Origin of the sequence: Arthrobacter sp. PsM3 (genome assembly GCF_030433895.1) — a bacterium.
GTDB lineage: Bacteria > Actinomycetota > Actinomycetes > Actinomycetales > Micrococcaceae > Arthrobacter.
Genome location: NZ_JARUXE010000022.1, coordinates 29,354 through 44,028, shown reverse-complemented (window position 1 = coordinate 44,028; position 14,675 = coordinate 29,354). Strand labels below are relative to the sequence as shown.

At 68.8% G+C, this 14,675-nt stretch carries 12 protein-coding genes; 8 read left to right on the top strand and 4 right to left on the bottom strand.

Annotation, left to right across the window (positions count from 1 at the left end; genetic code table 11):
• Positions 1 to 73: 73 nt before the first annotated feature.
• The gene (locus tag QCD75_RS12890; protein ID WP_301229179.1) at positions 74 to 745 is read right to left on the bottom strand and encodes a response regulator; all 672 of its coding nucleotides are present in this window, start codon (positions 743 to 745) and stop codon (positions 74 to 76) included.
• Positions 738 to 2,504, bottom strand: coding sequence for a sensor histidine kinase (locus QCD75_RS12885; RefSeq protein WP_301229177.1), 1,767 nt, complete (start codon positions 2,502 to 2,504; stop codon positions 738 to 740). Before QCD75_RS12885 ends, QCD75_RS12890 begins: the two co-directional genes overlap by 8 nt.
• 160 nt (positions 2,505 to 2,664) lie before the next feature.
• On the opposite strand from QCD75_RS12885, the gene QCD75_RS12880 reads away from it, so the two are divergent.
• The 4 genes from QCD75_RS12880 (at position 2,665) to gatB (ending at position 7,685) form a co-directional block, all read left to right on the top strand.
• Positions 2,665 to 4,134 carry a CitMHS family transporter gene (locus QCD75_RS12880; RefSeq protein ID WP_301229175.1) on the top strand — a complete coding sequence of 490 codons (1,470 nt, stop codon included), beginning with the start codon at positions 2,665 to 2,667 and terminating at the stop codon, positions 4,132 to 4,134.
• A gap of 161 nt (positions 4,135 to 4,295) precedes the next feature.
• Positions 4,296 to 4,592, top strand: coding sequence for an Asp-tRNA(Asn)/Glu-tRNA(Gln) amidotransferase subunit GatC (gene gatC / locus QCD75_RS12875; protein WP_136323498.1), 297 nt, complete (start codon positions 4,296 to 4,298; stop codon positions 4,590 to 4,592).
• A gap of 4 nt (positions 4,593 to 4,596) precedes the next feature.
• Positions 4,597 to 6,180, top strand: coding sequence for an Asp-tRNA(Asn)/Glu-tRNA(Gln) amidotransferase subunit GatA (gene gatA / locus QCD75_RS12870; protein WP_301229171.1), 1,584 nt, complete (start codon positions 4,597 to 4,599; stop codon positions 6,178 to 6,180).
• A complete protein-coding gene (gatB, locus tag QCD75_RS12865) occupies positions 6,180 to 7,685 on the top strand; it encodes an Asp-tRNA(Asn)/Glu-tRNA(Gln) amidotransferase subunit GatB (RefSeq protein WP_301229169.1) in 1,506 nt (501 codons plus the stop codon). The genes gatA and gatB overlap by 1 nt, the downstream gene beginning before the upstream one ends.
• Positions 7,686 to 8,146: 461 nt before the next feature.
• Here gatB and QCD75_RS12860 read toward each other — a convergent pair whose 3' ends face one another.
• Positions 8,147 to 9,052 carry a LysR family transcriptional regulator gene (locus tag QCD75_RS12860; RefSeq protein WP_301229167.1) on the bottom strand — a complete coding sequence of 302 codons (906 nt, stop codon included), beginning with the start codon at positions 9,050 to 9,052 and terminating at the stop codon, positions 8,147 to 8,149.
• Positions 9,053 to 9,216: 164 nt separating this feature from the next.
• Here QCD75_RS12860 and tdh point away from each other — a divergent pair, with 164 nt between their 5' ends.
• The 4 genes from tdh to QCD75_RS12840 all read left to right on the top strand — a co-directional run bounded on the left by tdh (position 9,217) and on the right by QCD75_RS12840 (position 13,942).
• On the top strand, positions 9,217 to 10,263 hold the full coding sequence (gene tdh, locus QCD75_RS12855) for an L-threonine 3-dehydrogenase (RefSeq protein ID WP_301229165.1): 1,047 nt from the start codon (positions 9,217 to 9,219) through the stop codon (positions 10,261 to 10,263).
• A 49-nt stretch (positions 10,264 to 10,312) separates the two neighbouring features.
• A complete protein-coding gene (locus tag QCD75_RS12850; RefSeq protein WP_301229163.1) occupies positions 10,313 to 11,521 on the top strand; it encodes a glycine C-acetyltransferase in 1,209 nt (402 codons plus the stop codon).
• Between the two features lie 82 nt (positions 11,522 to 11,603).
• Positions 11,604 to 12,713 (top strand): NAD(P)/FAD-dependent oxidoreductase, encoded by a 1,110-nt coding sequence (locus QCD75_RS12845; protein ID WP_301229161.1) that lies wholly within the window; start codon positions 11,604 to 11,606, stop codon positions 12,711 to 12,713.
• A gap of 11 nt (positions 12,714 to 12,724) precedes the next feature.
• Positions 12,725 to 13,942 carry an amidohydrolase family protein gene (locus QCD75_RS12840; RefSeq protein ID WP_301229159.1) on the top strand — a complete coding sequence of 406 codons (1,218 nt, stop codon included), beginning with the start codon at positions 12,725 to 12,727 and terminating at the stop codon, positions 13,940 to 13,942.
• Here QCD75_RS12840 and QCD75_RS12835 read toward each other — a convergent pair.
• Entirely contained in the window at positions 13,939 to 14,619 is a 681-nt protein-coding gene (locus tag QCD75_RS12835; protein ID WP_301229157.1) for a histidine phosphatase family protein, read from the bottom strand. The genes QCD75_RS12840 and QCD75_RS12835 overlap by 4 nt on opposite strands.
• Between the last annotated feature and the right edge of the window lie 56 nt (positions 14,620 to 14,675).

Sequence of the window (14,675 nt, the reverse complement as noted above, 5' to 3'; positions counted from 1 at the left end):
GGGTCAGATACGGCCCGTCCCGGGGCTCCGGATGGGCCGTAGGTGACCCCGCGTTGTCTTGGTGGGGGCGGGCTCAGGCCGTTGCGGCCGGGGGCAGCCCGTAGCGGTGCTCGGGCCGGCCCGTGGTGCCGTAGCGCAGCTGGATGTCGACGGCGCCGTCGTCGGCGAGCGCCGACAGGTACCGCTGGGCGGTGGCCCGGGAAACGCCGACCCGGGTGGCGACCTCGGCCGCCGAATACTGTTCGCCCGGTACCAGCGATTCCAGCACGGCTGCCTCGGTGGCGGACCGGGGCCTGGCCGAGGCAATGACATCCCCCGGGATCAGGGCGCGCTTGGCCCGTTCCACCGTGTCCTGGCTGACGTTCCCCGGCTGGGCCAGGATCCGCCGGTAGCGCGCATAGGAGCGCAGCAGCTGGGACAGTGATTCGGCCGTGAACGGCTTCAGCAGGTAGCCCAGCGCGCCGCGCCGGAACGCGAGCCGCAGCGAGGCCGTGTCCGAGGCGGCGCTGAGGATCATCGTGTCCACATCCAGCTGGCGCAGCAGGTCCAGCCCGGAAGCGTCCGGCAGGTAGACGTCCAGCAGCAGCAGGTCCGGGCGCAGGCTGTGGATGGCCTGCAGCGCCTGCGACGCCGACCCGGCCGGAGGCAGGGCCAGGAACCCCGCCACGGAATCCACATAGGCGGCATGCAGCTTGGCGACGTGGAAATCGTCATCGACAATCAACACCCTGAAGTCCTCAGACATCGTTGTCTCTTTCGTTGGGCTTTGTCTCGTTGGGCTTTGTGTCATGGGGCGCCGTCGTCCCCGGCAGGGTTGCCATGAACACCGCGCCGGGACCGCCGGGGGAGCCCGGGTCCAGCACCCGCACGTCCCCGCCGCGGCGGCGGGCCAGCTGCCGGGCCAGCGCGAGGCCCAGGCCCTGGCCGGCGCCCGCCCGGGCCGGGCGTTCGGAGGTCGTGAATCCCTCCGCGAACACTGCGTCGGCGTCGGCCTCCGGGTCCATGTCGGCGCCGGCGCTGCCCGCCGCAGCGGCCGGGAGGCCGTCGCCGGAGTCCCCGACGACGATGTGCAGCGTGCCGCCGACGGCCCCGGTGCCAGGTCCGTCGAGCACCTCCACCTCGACCCAGCGCTCCGGCGCCGAGCCCGCGACGGCGGCGTTCACGGCATTGTCGATCAGGTTGCCCAGGACCGTGGTGACTTCCTGCGGCTCGGTGACCTGGCCCCGGACCAGGGTTTCCGGGCCGAGCCGCAGGCTCACACCGCGTTCGTCCGCCTCCACACCCTTGGCGCCGAGGAAGGCCTGCAGGTACGGGTCCTGGAGCAGCTCCGCCTGGTCCACGGGGAACTTCAGCGGCCCGGTGGCGGCCAGCCGGGCCAGGTACTCCCGCGCCTGCTGGTGCTGGCCGATGCTCATGAAGCCGGCAATGGTGTGCAGCTGGTTGGCGAACTCGTGCCGCTGGGCCCGGAGCGCGGTGGACAAGGTGCCCACGGCGTCGAGCTGGCGGGTCAGGTGCTGGAGTTCGGTCCGGTCCCGCAGCATGACCACCCAGCCCAGGTCCTCGCGGCCGTGCAGGGCCTTGCGGGCGCTGGCCACCAGCACCCGGCCGCCGGCGACGAATTCCACCGCGTCACCTTCGGCGGCGTCGGCCCGGGTCAGGGCGAGCAGCTGGGCCGGAACCGGGGCGTCGGCCCACGGGGTCCCGGTGAGGTCGGGCTGTCCCAGCAGGCGCCGGGCGGCGGCGTTGAAGACACTGACCCGGCCGTCCGCGGCGATGCCGATCACGCCGTCGTCGACGCCCTGCAGGACCGCCACCTGGTCGTGGACCAGGGTGCTGATTTCCTCCGGTTCCAGCCCCAGGGTCAGTCGCTGGAGCCGGCGCCGGAGCAGGAACGAGGCCAGAACGCCGACAAGCAGTGCCCCGGCGGCGGTCAGGGCGATCGGGACGACGTCCCGGGCCAGGCTCTGGCCGATGGTTTCGGTGGAGTAGCCCACGCTGACCTCGCCCACCACGGTGCCCGAATCCGGGGCGAACACCGGAACTTTGGCCCCGGCGGAGGGGCCGAGGGTGCCGGTGTTCCGGGTGGTGACTTCCTTGCCGGCCAGTGCCTCGGACGGGTCAGTGCTGACCCGTTCGCCGAGCCGCTCGGCATCGGGGTGTGCGAGGCGCAAGCCGGTTTCGTCGGTGATGACGACGAACAGGGCGCCGGTGCGGGTGCGGGCACCCTCGGCGGCGGCCATCAGGGGCCCGCCGAGCAGTTCGGCGGCCGGGGGAGTGCCGGGCTGGGCGCTGATCTGCTGGACCTCCGCCCGCACCTGCGGGTCCGAGGCCACGGTCCGGGCCAGCGTCAGCGCCTGGTTCTCCGCCTCGCGGCCCAGCCGCTCCCAGGTGAGCCAGATGTGGACGGCGCTGGTCAGGAGCACCACCAGCGCCACGACCCCCAGCTGGAGCAGCAATGTCTGGGTGGAGAAGCGCAGGGGAGCCCGGCGGCTCAAACGTGGCACAGCGGTCCTCCCAAGATGTGTGAGCAAAATGCGCAAAATGCGTCCAATAAGCAGTATGCCAATCAAATGAGGCAAAGGCCCAGCCGTGACGGGCGCCACTCTAACGTCTGTTGTACGCATCACACCGGGGTGGTGCGATTCAATGAAGAAGGAGCCGGCCGTGCTGGTATTACTAGGATTCGCCATGATCGCGGTATTCATGGTGCTGATCATGACGAAGAAGCTGACGCCAGTCCTGGCGCTCATCATCGTCCCCACCGTTTTCGGACTTTTCGCCGGCGCAGGCCTCGGCATCGGCCCTATGGTCATGGACTCGATGAAGTCGATGACGTCCACCGCAGCCCTGCTGATGTTCGCCATCATCTACTTCGGCCTGATGATCGACGTCGGGCTCTTTGACCCGCTGGTCCGGTTCATCCTGCGCAAGCTCGGCAACGACCCCGCCAAGGTGGTCCTCGGCACCGCCATCCTCGCCGCGGCAGTGTCTCTCGACGGCGACGGCTCCACCACCTTCATCCTCACCACCGCGGCCATGCTGCCGGTCTACCTGCGCCTCAAAATGAGCCCCGTGGTCCTGACCTGTGTGGCGGGCCTCGCCAACGGCACCATGAACATCCTGCCGTGGGGCGGCCCCACTGCCCGTGCCGCAACCGCGCTGAAGCTCGACGTCAACGATGTCTTCGTTCCGATGATCCCCTCGCTCATTGCCGGCCTCGTTGTGGTCTTCGTCTTTTCCTGGCTCCTGGGCCTGCAGGAACGCAACCGGCTCCGCGCCGTCGCCCCGGAAATCTGGGATACCGCCAACACGTTCGACGGCGGCTCGCCCCTGGGCAGCTCCGGCCGCTTCGGTTTCGGCCGCAAGTCCTCCGGCCCTGCCGGGGGGACCTCCGCCGCCGAAACTCCCTCGGCAGGCGGTTCCTCCGTGGCGGTTCTGGAACGCACGGGGGAGCTCGTGGACGACCGCGATTCCGCCATGGCGGACACCGCACTGGACCCCAACCGTAAGACATTGCGTCCCAAGCTGTTCTGGTTCAACCTCGGCCTGACGGTGGCGGTCATGATGACGCTCGTCGCCAACGTCATTCCGCTCCCGTTCGTCTTTATGGTGGGTTCCGCCATCGCTCTGCTGGTCAACTTCCCGAAGGTCAAGGACCAGGGTGCCCAGCTGATCGCCCACGCTCCGTCGATCGTCGCCGTCGTCAGCATGGTCATGGCCGCCGCCGTCCTCACCGGCGTCCTGAACGGCACCGGCATGGTCAAGGCCATGTCCGAGTGGCTCGTGGCGATCATCCCCGCCGACATGGGCCCGTTCATGGCGATCATCACCGGCGTACTGAGCATCCCCATGACGTTCTTCATGAGCAACGATGCCTTCTACTTCGGCGTCCTGCCGGTCCTCAGCGAGACCGCGGCCCACTACGGCGTCAGCGCCGCGGACATGGCCCGCGCCTCGATCACCGGCCAGCCGTTCCACCTGCAGAGCCCGCTGGTCCCCGCGATCCTGCTCCTGGTCTCCCTCGCCAAGGTGGAACTGGGCGACCACCACAAGAAGGTCCTCTGGCGCACCGCCGTCGTGTCCCTGGTCATGCTCGCCGTCGGCGTCCTGACCGGAGCCATCGGCATCGGCTAACCCCACCACCACCAGCAACGCGGGGTCACTTACCGCCCATTCCGGCCCTCCGGATGGGCCGGATGTGACCCCGCGTTGTTTGGGGTGGGGGCGGACAGTAACAGGAGCCCAACCCACGTAGACTGGGACGGAAAATAATCCTTTACTTGCAGGGGAGATCCATGGCTGCGATCAACCGCGACGACGTCGCGCATCTCGCGCATCTCGCGCACATCGAGATGAGTGCTGAAGAGCTGGACAGGATGGCGGGCGAACTCGCCGTCATCGTCGAGTCAGTGAAATCCGTCAGTGAAGCCGCCGGTGATGACGTCCCGGCCACGTCCCACCCGATCCCGCTGACGAACGTGTTCCGCGAGGACGTTGTGGGCCACACTTTCACCGCCGAGCAGGCACTCTCCGGCGCCCCCGACGCGTACGAAGGCCGCTTCAAGGTCCCGGCAATCCTGGATGAGGGCTAAACACATGACTGAGAACAACGAACTGATCCGCTCCTCCGCCGCAGCGCTCGCCGGCAAGCTGGCCGCCCGCGAGGTCTCTGCCGTCGAGGTCACCCAGGCGCACCTGGACCGCATCGCCGCCGTCGACGGCAAGGTCCACGCCTTCCTGCACGTCAACACGGACGAGGCGCTCGCCGTCGCCGCCGAAGTGGACGCCATCCGTGCCGCCGGCGGTGACGCAGCCGGGGAACTCCACGCCCTGGCCGGTGTGCCGATCGCCGTCAAGGACCTGATCGTCACGATCGGCCAGCCCACCACGGCCGGCTCGAAGATCCTCGAAGGCTGGCACAGCCCCTACGACGCCACCGTGGTCAAGCGCCTGCGCGCCGCGAAGATGCCGATCCTGGGCAAGACCAACCTGGACGAATTCGCGATGGGCTCCTCCACCGAGCACTCCGCGTTCGGCCCCACCCACAACCCCTGGGACCTGGACCGGATCCCCGGCGGCTCCGGCGGCGGCTCCGCGGCCGCCGTCGCGGCCTTCGAGGCCCCGCTGGCCCTCGGCACCGACACCGGCGGCTCCATCCGCCAGCCCGGCGCCGTCACCGGCACCGTCGGCGTCAAGCCCACCTACGGCGGGGTCTCCCGTTACGGCGCGATCGCGATGGCCTCCTCGCTGGACCAGATCGGCCCGGTCTCGCGCACTGTGCTGGACTCCGCACTGCTGCACCAGGTCATCGGCGGCCACGACCCGCGCGACTCCACGTCGCTGCAGGACCCGCTGGAGGACCTCGTTGCCGCCGCCTCGATCGGCAACGTGGCGGGCATGAAGATCGGCATCATCAAGGAGCTCCACGGCGAGGGCTACCAGGCCGGCGTCGAGAACCGCTTCAACGAATCCCTCGAGCTGCTTAGGGGCGCCGGTGCCGAAATCGTCGAGGTCTCCTGCCCCAACTTCAAGTACGCCCTGGGCGCCTACTACCTGATCATGCCCTCCGAGGCGTCCTCCAACCTCGCCAAGTTCGACGGCGTCCGGTACGGCCTGCGGGTCCTGCCGGAGGAGGGCCCGATGACGATCGAGCGCGTCATGGGTGCCACCCGCGCCGCCGGCTTCGGCGACGAGGTCAAGCGCCGCATCATCCTGGGCACGTACGCGCTGAGCGCCGGGTACTACGACGCCTACTACGGTTCGGCCCAGAAGGTGCGCACCCTGATCCAGCGCGACTTCGACGCCGCGTTCGCGAAGGCCGACGTGCTGATCTCCCCGACGGCGCCCACCACGGCGTTCAAGCTCGGCGAGAAGCTCAACGACCCGCTGGCGATGTACCTCAACGACGTCGCCACCATCCCCGCCAACATGGCCGGCGTTCCCGGGCTCTCGCTGCCCGGCGGCCTGGCCGATGAGGACGGGCTGCCGGTCGGCGTCCAGCTGCTGGCTCCGGCCCGCCAGGACGCCCGGCTGTACCGCGTCGGTGCCGTGCTGGAGTCCCTGCTCGAGGCGCAGTGGGGCGGCCCGCTGCTGGACCGTGCCCCGTCACTGACGGACCCTGCACTGACGGGCTCCGCCCTTTCTGACGCTGCCGCTTCGAGCCACGGAGGTTCCCACTAATGTCTGACGCAACCCTCAGCTTCGAAGAGGCGATGGAGAAGTACGATCCCGTGCTGGGCTTCGAGGTCCACGTCGAGCTCAACACCAAGTCCAAGATGTTCTCCTCCGCGCCGAACGTCTTCGGCGACGAGCCCAACACCAACGTCAACGAGGTGGACCTCGGCATGCCAGGCGTGCTGCCGGTGGTGAACAAGACCGCGATCGAGTCCTCGATCAAGATCGGCCTGGCGCTCAACTGCAAGATCGCCGAGACCTGCCGCTTCGCCCGGAAGAACTACTTCTACCCGGACACCCCGAAGAACTTCCAGACCTCCCAGTACGACGAACCCATCGCGTACGACGGCTACCTGGACATCGAGCTCTCCGACGGCACGATCTTCCGCGTCGAAATCGAGCGCGCGCACATGGAGGAGGACGCCGGCAAGCTGACCCACATGGGCGGCGCCACCGGCCGCATCCAGGGCGCGGACTACTCCCTCGTGGACTACAACCGCTCCGGTGTGCCGCTCGTGGAGATCGTCACCAAGCCGATCGAGGGCGCGGGCAGCCGTGCCCCCGAGCTCGCCAAGGCCTACGTCGCCGCGGTCCGGGAAATCGTCAAGAACCTCGGCGTCTCCGATGCCAAGATGGAACGCGGCAACGTGCGCTGCGACGCCAACGTCTCGCTCCGCCCGCACGGCCGGGAACGCTTCGGCATCCGCTCCGAGACCAAGAACGTCAACTCCCTGCGCGCCGTCGAACACGCCGTCCGCTACGAGATCCAGCGGCACGCCGCCGTGCTGGACTCCGGCGAGCCGATAGTCCAGGAAACCCGCCACTGGCACGAGGACACCCGCACCACGACCTCGGGCCGGCCCAAGTCCGACGCCGACGACTACCGCTACTTCCCGGAACCGGACCTGGTGCCGATCGTGGCCTCGCGCGAGTGGGTTGAGGAGCTCCGGGCCACGCTGCCCGAGCCGCCTGCCGCCCGCCGCAAGCGGCTGCAGGCCGACTGGGGCTACTCCGACCTGGAGTTCCGCGACGTCGTCAACGCCGGCGTGATGGACGAGATCGAGGAAACCATCGCCGCCGGCGCCACCGCCACGGTGGCCCGGAAATGGTGGATGGGCGAGATCGTCGGCCGGGCTAAGAACGCCGACGTCGATCCCGGCCAGCTCGGCGTCGCACCGGCCACCATCGTGGAACTGAACACGATGGTCGAGGACGGCAAGATCAACAACAAGATGGCCACCGAGGTCCTCGACGGCGTGCTCGCCGGCGAAGGCACCCCGGAAGAAATCGTGGCGAAGCGTGGCCTCGCCGTCGTCTCCGACGACGGGCCGCTGCTCGAAGCCATCGACACGGCCCTCGCCGCGCAGCCCGGTGTCGCGGACAAGATCCGCGGCGGCAAGCTCCAGGCGATCGGCGCGATCGTGGGCAGCGTTATGAAGGCCACCCGGGGCCAGGCCGACGCCGGCCGCGTCAAGGAGCTGATCCTGGAGCGCCTCGGCGTCGAAGGCTGACACCCCGTCCTGCCCAAGTGGCTCGCAGTTGTGGACGTTTTGAGCTCTCAAAACGTCCACAACTGCGAGCCACTTGGGTTAACGCTGGACATGTTCAGCCGGCCGTTCCGGCCCCGGAACAAAAATCACGAAACTGCCCCCTCCTGCCGAAGACGGCACGATTCAGAGAGACAGTGCTGGCAAGCGGCTCAAGCCCACCGCAGCCACCGCAGCGGACCTCACGACCGGTGAACAGGTGCGGATCACAGGTGTCAAGGACGGGTCGGACATCACTGCGATGCACATTGTTGCCGGAGCCCCGGGCGTTCCGGGGCAGGGCAGGGGATTGGGCAACGGAGTGGGCAAGCACCTCGGAAACGGGCACCGGAAAGACCAGGCGACGGGGCAGGCCCCGTTGGGCGGGCCTCCCAGGTGGCGGGTAGTCAATCGCCGACACCATCGCGGGACACGCCCCAGGCCGGTCAGGTAACCAGCCCGGTCATGATGGTCTGCAGCGCATCGCAGACCATCATGACCGATTTGCGCTTGAGGTTTTCCGGCCGGGCCAGGACGTCGATCCGGCGCCGGGTGCTGATGCCCTCCAGCGGCCGCAGCACAATGCCCGGGTTCAGCACCGGCCGTGCCGTGTACCGGGGCAGCAGTCCGATCGCGCCGCCAGTTGCCACCAGGGCCGCCACCGTGGAGTAATCGTTGATCCGGTGGACGATGTTCAGTTCCTTGCTGGAGACGGCCGCGACGGCGGAGAGGACATCCGCGGGGGAGTATCCGGCGTGGCTGGTCACCCAGGGTTCGCCGACGACGTCGTCCGCCGTTACCGACCGCCGGCCGGCCAGCCGGTGCCCGGCCGGCAGTGCGACATCCAGCGGCTCGTGCGCGAGCGGGATCACCGCGACGCGCTCCTGCGGCCAGCGCGGGCTGTGGTCCATCCGGTGCGCCAGCACCAGGTCATAGCGTGCCGTCAGCGCCGGGAAGTCCTGCTGGGCCACGTCCTCGTCGGAGAGCAGGATCCGCGGCTGCCCCGGTCCGGCCAGCAGCCGGGCGAGCGGGGCGAACAGCGCCTGCCCCGCACTGTGGAAACCGCTGAGCGTCACCGGCGCCACCGGGGAGCCGTGGTACGCGCCGATCGCCGTCCTCGCGTCCGCCATGGCGCTGACGACGGCGGCCCCGGCATCCGCGAGGACCTGACCGGCCTCGGTCAGGACCAGGTTCCGGCCCTCCTTGCGGGTCAGCGGCACCTCGACGGATTTCTGCAGGGCGGCCAGCTGCTGCGAGACCGCCGAGGGCGTGACGAGCAGGGTTTCGGCGACGGCCTTGACGCTGCCGAGCGCCCCGAGTTCGCGGAGCATCTCCAGCTGGTGGATTTCCATGCCGCCCAGTATATGCGCAAGGAAAATCTAAATCGTCGATTGAGAAAAGTCCGGTTGTGCTAATGCGTTGCAGCGGCTCTAATGGGGGTGAGTTGTCCCACACAAGCTGTCCCACGGCAGCGGACCAAAATCGTGTACTAAGCAGAACACAGTTAGGAACGCCCATGAAGGCTCTGTACAAAGCCGGCGCCCACGCAGGATTCGAACTTCTCGACCGCCCCGAACCGGAGACCGGCCCCGGCGACGTTAAGATCCGTGTCATGACCACCGGCATCTGCGGCACCGACCTGCACATCCAGTCGTGGGACGCCTGGGCGCAGAGCATCATCAACGCCCCCCTGATTGCCGGCCACGAGTTCTACGGCGAAGTCGTCGAGACCGGCGAGGACGTCCTGGACGTGAAGGTAGGGGACCGCGTCTCCGGCGAAGGCCACATCGTCTGCGGCATCTGCCGCAACTGCCGCGCCGGCCGCAGGCAGATGTGCATCAACACCGTCAGCGTCGGCGTCCAGCGCGACGGCGCCTTCGCCGAGTTCGTCGTGATCCCCGAGACCAACGTCTGGGTGCACCAGGACCCCTCGGTCACGCCGGAGCTCGGCGCCATCTTCGACCCCTTCGGCAACGCCGTCCACACCGCGCTCAGCTTCCCCCTCGTCGGTGAGGATGTGCTGATCACCGGGGCCGGGCCCATCGGGCTGATGGCCATCGCCGTCGCCCGCCACGCCGGCGCCCGCAAGATCGCCATCACGGACATCTCCGCCCCGCGGCTGGAACTGGCCCGCACCCTCGGCGTGGACCTCGCGATCGACGTCTCCAGGATGCGCGTCAAGGACGCCCAGCGCGAACTGGGCATGCGCGAGGGGTTCGACATCGGGATGGAAATGTCGGGACACCCCACAGCCCTGCCTGAGATGATCGACAACATGAACCACGGCGGCCGGATCGCGATGCTGGGACTGCCCAGCCAGTCCATCGACATCGACTGGGGCAAAGTGGTCACGCATATGCTGACCATGAAGGGCATCTACGGCCGCGAAATGTTCGAAACCTGGTACGCCATGAGCGCCATGCTGTCCTCCAACCCGGTCCTGCGCGCCAGCATCTCCGCCGTCGTGACGGACACCCTCCCCGCCACCGACTGGGAAAAGGGCTTCGAGATCGCCCGCGCCGGCGTGGGCGGCAAGGTCGTCCTCGACTGGACCTGCTTCTAACCCGCCACCGATTCGGCCCACCGACCCCACCAGCTGAGGAGCACAACCCATGTATTCAGCCATCAAGGACCAGTTGCAGCACGAACTGGACGAGATCCGCAGCGCCGGCCTGTTCAAGACCGAGCGGCATATCGACTCGCCCCAGGCCAACCACATCAAGGCCGGGCAGATCGGCGAATCCAGCGCCGACGTGCTGAACTTCTGCGCCAACAACTACCTGGGCCTCGCGGACCACCCCGAGATCATCGCCGCCGCCAAGGCAGCCATGGACGAGAGGGGCTTCGGCATGGCCAGCGTCCGGTTCATCTGCGGCACCCAGGACCTGCACCTGGCCCTCGAGGAACGCGTCTCGAAATTCCTCGGCACCGAGGACACCATCCTGTTCTCCAGCTGCTTCGACGCCAACGGCGGCGTGTTCGAATCGCTCTTCGGCCCCGAAGACGCCGTGATCTCCGACGCGCTGAACCACGCCTCGATCATCGACGGCATCCGGCTCTGCAAGGCCCAGCGCTTCCGCTACGCCAACCAGGACATGGCAGACCTCGAATCGAAGCTGATCGAGGCCACCACGCAGGAGAACCCCGCCCGCCGCAAGATCATCGTCACGGACGGCGTCTTCTCGATGGACGGCTTCCTGGCCCCGCTGGAAGCGATCTGCGACCTCGCGGAAAAATACGACGCCATGGTCATGGTGGACGACTCCCACGCCGTCGGCTTTATGGGCGCCAGCGGTGCGGGCACCCCGGAGCACGCCGGGGTCTCGGACCGGGTGGACATCTACACCGGCACCTTCGGCAAAGCCCTGGGCGGTGCCTCCGGCGGCTACGTCTCCGGCCGCCGCGAAGTCGTCGCCATGCTCCGCCAGAAGGCCCGTCCGTACCTGTTCTCCAACTCGCTGGCCCCGGCCATCGTCGCGGCGACGCTGACAGCCCTGGACCTCGTGGAGAACTCCGCCGAACTGCGCAGCAAGCTCTTCGCCAACGCCGGGCTGTTCCGGACCCGGATGTCCGAGGAGGGCTTCGAGCTGCTCCCGGGCGAGCACGCGATCGTCCCGGTCATGTTCGGCGACGCCGTGATGGCCGCCAAGGTGGCCGATGCGATGCTGCACAACGGCGTCTTCGTCACCGCGTTCAGCTACCCCGTGGTGCCCAAAGGTGCGGCCCGGATCCGCGTGCAGCTCTCCGCCGCGCACAGCGCCGAAGACGTCGAGGCGTGCGTGCAGGCCTTCGTGCGCAGCCGCGCCGCCGTCGCCGGCTGAACGGAGCTCCACCGGCCGGGCAGATCCAAGGTTGCGGCGCCACAAACGGCGCCGCAACTGTTCCGTCTGCAAGGATGGGACCATGTCAGCTAATTACGATGTCGTGATTGTCGGCGGCGGTATCGCCGGCCTGTCCCTTGCCTCAGCCCTTGCCGGGAAATGCAGCGTCGCGCTGGTGGAAGCCGAGCAGACGCTGGCCTACCACACCTCGGCGCGCTCGGCCCGGCAGCTGATCCCCAGCTACGGGCCTCCCGCGGTCCAGGAGCTCACGCTCCGGACACTCGACCTTATCGCCGCCCAGGACGCCAACCGGCCGGAACCGGTGCTCTCACCGCGCAGCTTCATGCTGATCGGCGACGATGCCGCCGTGCGGGAGCAGGCCAGCGGCCATATGCGTCCGATCACCCATGCCGAGGCACTGGAACTCTGCCCGGTCCTGCTCCCGGACTCCTTCTCCGCCGCAGGCCTGGATACCGGCTCCTTCGCCTGCAATGCGCCCCTGCTGCTCGAGGACCACCGCCGGCTCGCGGAAGCCGGCGGTGTGGACATCATCACCGGCGCCAGGGTGCACTCGGCCCAGCGCCTCGGCTTCGGCTGGGAACTGGGCGCCGGGCAGGAAGGCTTCCAGGCCGCCGTCGTGGTCAACGCCGCCGGCGCCTGGGCCGACGAACTTGCCGTGCTCAGCGGCGTCGAGAAGGTCCAGCTGCAGCCCTACCGGCGCACCGCGGCGATTGTCGACGTCGAGCACCCCCTCCCGGAGTCCAGCCCCATGGTGGCCGCCGCCGACGACTCCTTCTACTTCCGGCGCGACGGCGAACAGGTCCTGATCTCGCCCTCGGAGCACGAGCCGAGCGGGCCCGAGGACGCGCAGCCGCACCCGGGGGACATCGAGGCACTCATCGCCCGGCTCAACGCCCTCACCACGCTTGGCATCCGCGGCGTCCGCCAGGCCTGGACCGGCCTGCGGACGGAAGCGGCCGACGGTGTCCCGGTGGTGGGGTTCGACGCCGAGGCCCCCGGATTCTTCTGGCTCGCCGGACAGGGCGGCTACGGCTTCCAGACCTCCTCCGGCATCGCCGAACTGGCCGCCGGACTTATCCTCGCCGGCCAGGGAGCCGCGGCCGCTGCGGCGGGTCCGGCATCCCGGACAGCGGAGGCGCTGGCGGCGACACGCTGGTCCATCCGGCGCTGAAGAATGGACCCATGAGTACCCTGATAACCAACATCGCCGAGCTGATGACCCAGGACACCGAACACCGCGTCCTGAAGAACGCGGCCGTGCTTCTCGAGGGCGAACGGATCGCCTGGCTGGGGCCGGCGGCCGACGCTCCTGCCGCCGACGAGTCGGTCGACGCCGGCGGCAGGGCCCTGCTGCCCGGCTGGGTCGATTCCCACACCCACCTCATCTTCGCGGGGGACCGGACCGCCGAGTTCGAGGCCCGGATGGCGGGGGAGAGCTACAGCGCCGGCGGGATCGCCGTGACCACCGGCGCCACCCGGAGCACCAGCGATTTCGACCTCACCCGGCTCGCCATGGGCCGGGTGGCCGAGGCCGTCTCGCAGGGCACCACCTATCTCGAGACCAAGACCGGCTACGGACTGGACGTTGAAAACGAGGCCCGCAGCGCCCGGATCGCCTCCACCGTGGTCGACGAGGTCACGTACCTCGGCGCCCACCTGGTGCCGGCCGGGATGGACGCCGAGGAGTACACGGAGCTGGTCTGCGGCCCCATGCTCTCCGCCGTCAGGCCGTTCGTGCGCTGGGCCGATGTGTTCTGCGAGCGGGGCGCCTTCGACGAGGCCCAGTCCCGGCGCGTGCTCCAGGCCTGCCGGGACGCCGGACTGGGGCTGCGCGTGCACGGCAACCAGCTGGGCGTTGGGCCCGGGGTCCGGCTCGCAGTGGAATTCGGCGCGGCCAGCGTGGACCACGTGAACTACCTGTCCGCCGCCGACGTCGAGGCCCTCGCGGCCAGCTGGTCCGGCTGGGATGGCTGTGACAGCGACACAGGAACTGCTCGCGGCACGGTGGCGACCTGCCTGCCCGCCTGCGATCTGTCCACCCGCCAGCCGCTGGCACCGGGCCGGGAACTGCTCGACGCCGGCGTGCAGCTCGCGCTGGCATCCAACTGCAACCCCGGCACCTCCTACACCAGCTCGATGGCGTTCTGCGTCACCACCGCCGTGCTCCAGATGCGCCTCAGCGTCCACGAGGCCGTGCGGGCCGCGACGTATGGCGGCGCGCTGGCCCTCGGCCGGGAGTCCGGGAACGACGTCGACGGCGAACGCGCCGTCGGCTCGATCGCCGTCGGCCACCGCGCGGACCTGCACCTGCTCAACGCGCCCTCGGCCACGCACCTGGCCTACCGGCCCGGCATTCCGCTGACGCACGCCGTCTGGCGGGCGGGCGTCCGAGCCCGCTAGAAGAACATCGGCGGGGCGTCCAGCACGGTCTCATCGACCCGCCGGTCCTCCCACTGGCTGAACGGCTTGTCCAGCCCGTACTTGCCCTCCCCGGTGCGGTACAGGGTGCGGACCTCGGCGTTGTCCGGGTTGTTGAGCGATTCGAAGTACTCCACCGACCAGTGGAACCAGCGCATGCAGAACAGCCGCATGGTCAGCCCGTGGGTCACGAACAGCGCGTTCGGGGCGTAGTCCGGCCTGGACCAGTGCCGGTACAGAGTCTCCATGAAGGACGAGACCCGGTCATAGACATCGGAGCCGGACTCACCTTCCCGGAAGCGGTAGAAGAAGTGGCCGTAGGCGTTGCGGAGTTCCTTCTGGTCCTCGATCTCGCCGGCGATCTGGAAGTTGGCCCAGTCCTGCTCCCGCAGCCGCGGCTCCTCGATCACCCGCTCGATCAGCGGACCGAGGTTGAGCGCCTCAAGGGTCTGGTAGGCCCGCAGATAGGGGGATACGTACACACAGACCTGGCGCCCGTCCAGCAGCCGCCGGACCTCCTCGCCGGCTGCCCGGGCCTGTTCCATGCCGCGTTCTGTGAGCGGGATCCGGTAATCGGGCACCCGGTTGTAGATCGAGGTGTCGGCGTTGGCGGCGGACTGGCCGTGCCGGATCATGATGATTTTCCCGGGCGCACTCATAAACCCCAAGCATAGGCGGCAACGCCGGTAAGGCAGGGCAAGCCGGGACCGGGCAA

What these genes read in the sequence shown, in the direction of transcription:
- QCD75_RS12890 (WP_301229179.1), bottom strand. Translation starts at nt 745, where the DNA reads ATGTCTGAGGACTTCAGGGTGTTGATTGTCGATGACGATTTCCACGTC.
- gatC (WP_136323498.1), top strand. Translation starts at nt 4,296, where the DNA reads ATGGCTGCGATCAACCGCGACGACGTCGCGCATCTCGCGCATCTCGCG.
- gatA (WP_301229171.1), top strand. Translation starts at nt 4,597, where the DNA reads ATGACTGAGAACAACGAACTGATCCGCTCCTCCGCCGCAGCGCTCGCC.
- gatB (WP_301229169.1), top strand. Translation starts at nt 6,180, where the DNA reads ATGTCTGACGCAACCCTCAGCTTCGAAGAGGCGATGGAGAAGTACGAT.
- QCD75_RS12860 (WP_301229167.1), bottom strand. Translation starts at nt 9,052, where the DNA reads ATGGAAATCCACCAGCTGGAGATGCTCCGCGAACTCGGGGCGCTCGGC.
- tdh (WP_301229165.1), top strand. Translation starts at nt 9,217, where the DNA reads ATGAAGGCTCTGTACAAAGCCGGCGCCCACGCAGGATTCGAACTTCTC.
- QCD75_RS12850 (WP_301229163.1), top strand. Translation starts at nt 10,313, where the DNA reads ATGTATTCAGCCATCAAGGACCAGTTGCAGCACGAACTGGACGAGATC.
- QCD75_RS12845 (WP_301229161.1), top strand. Translation starts at nt 11,604, where the DNA reads ATGTCAGCTAATTACGATGTCGTGATTGTCGGCGGCGGTATCGCCGGC.
- QCD75_RS12840 (WP_301229159.1), top strand. Translation starts at nt 12,725, where the DNA reads ATGAGTACCCTGATAACCAACATCGCCGAGCTGATGACCCAGGACACC.
- QCD75_RS12835 (WP_301229157.1), bottom strand. Translation starts at nt 14,619, where the DNA reads ATGAGTGCGCCCGGGAAAATCATCATGATCCGGCACGGCCAGTCCGCC.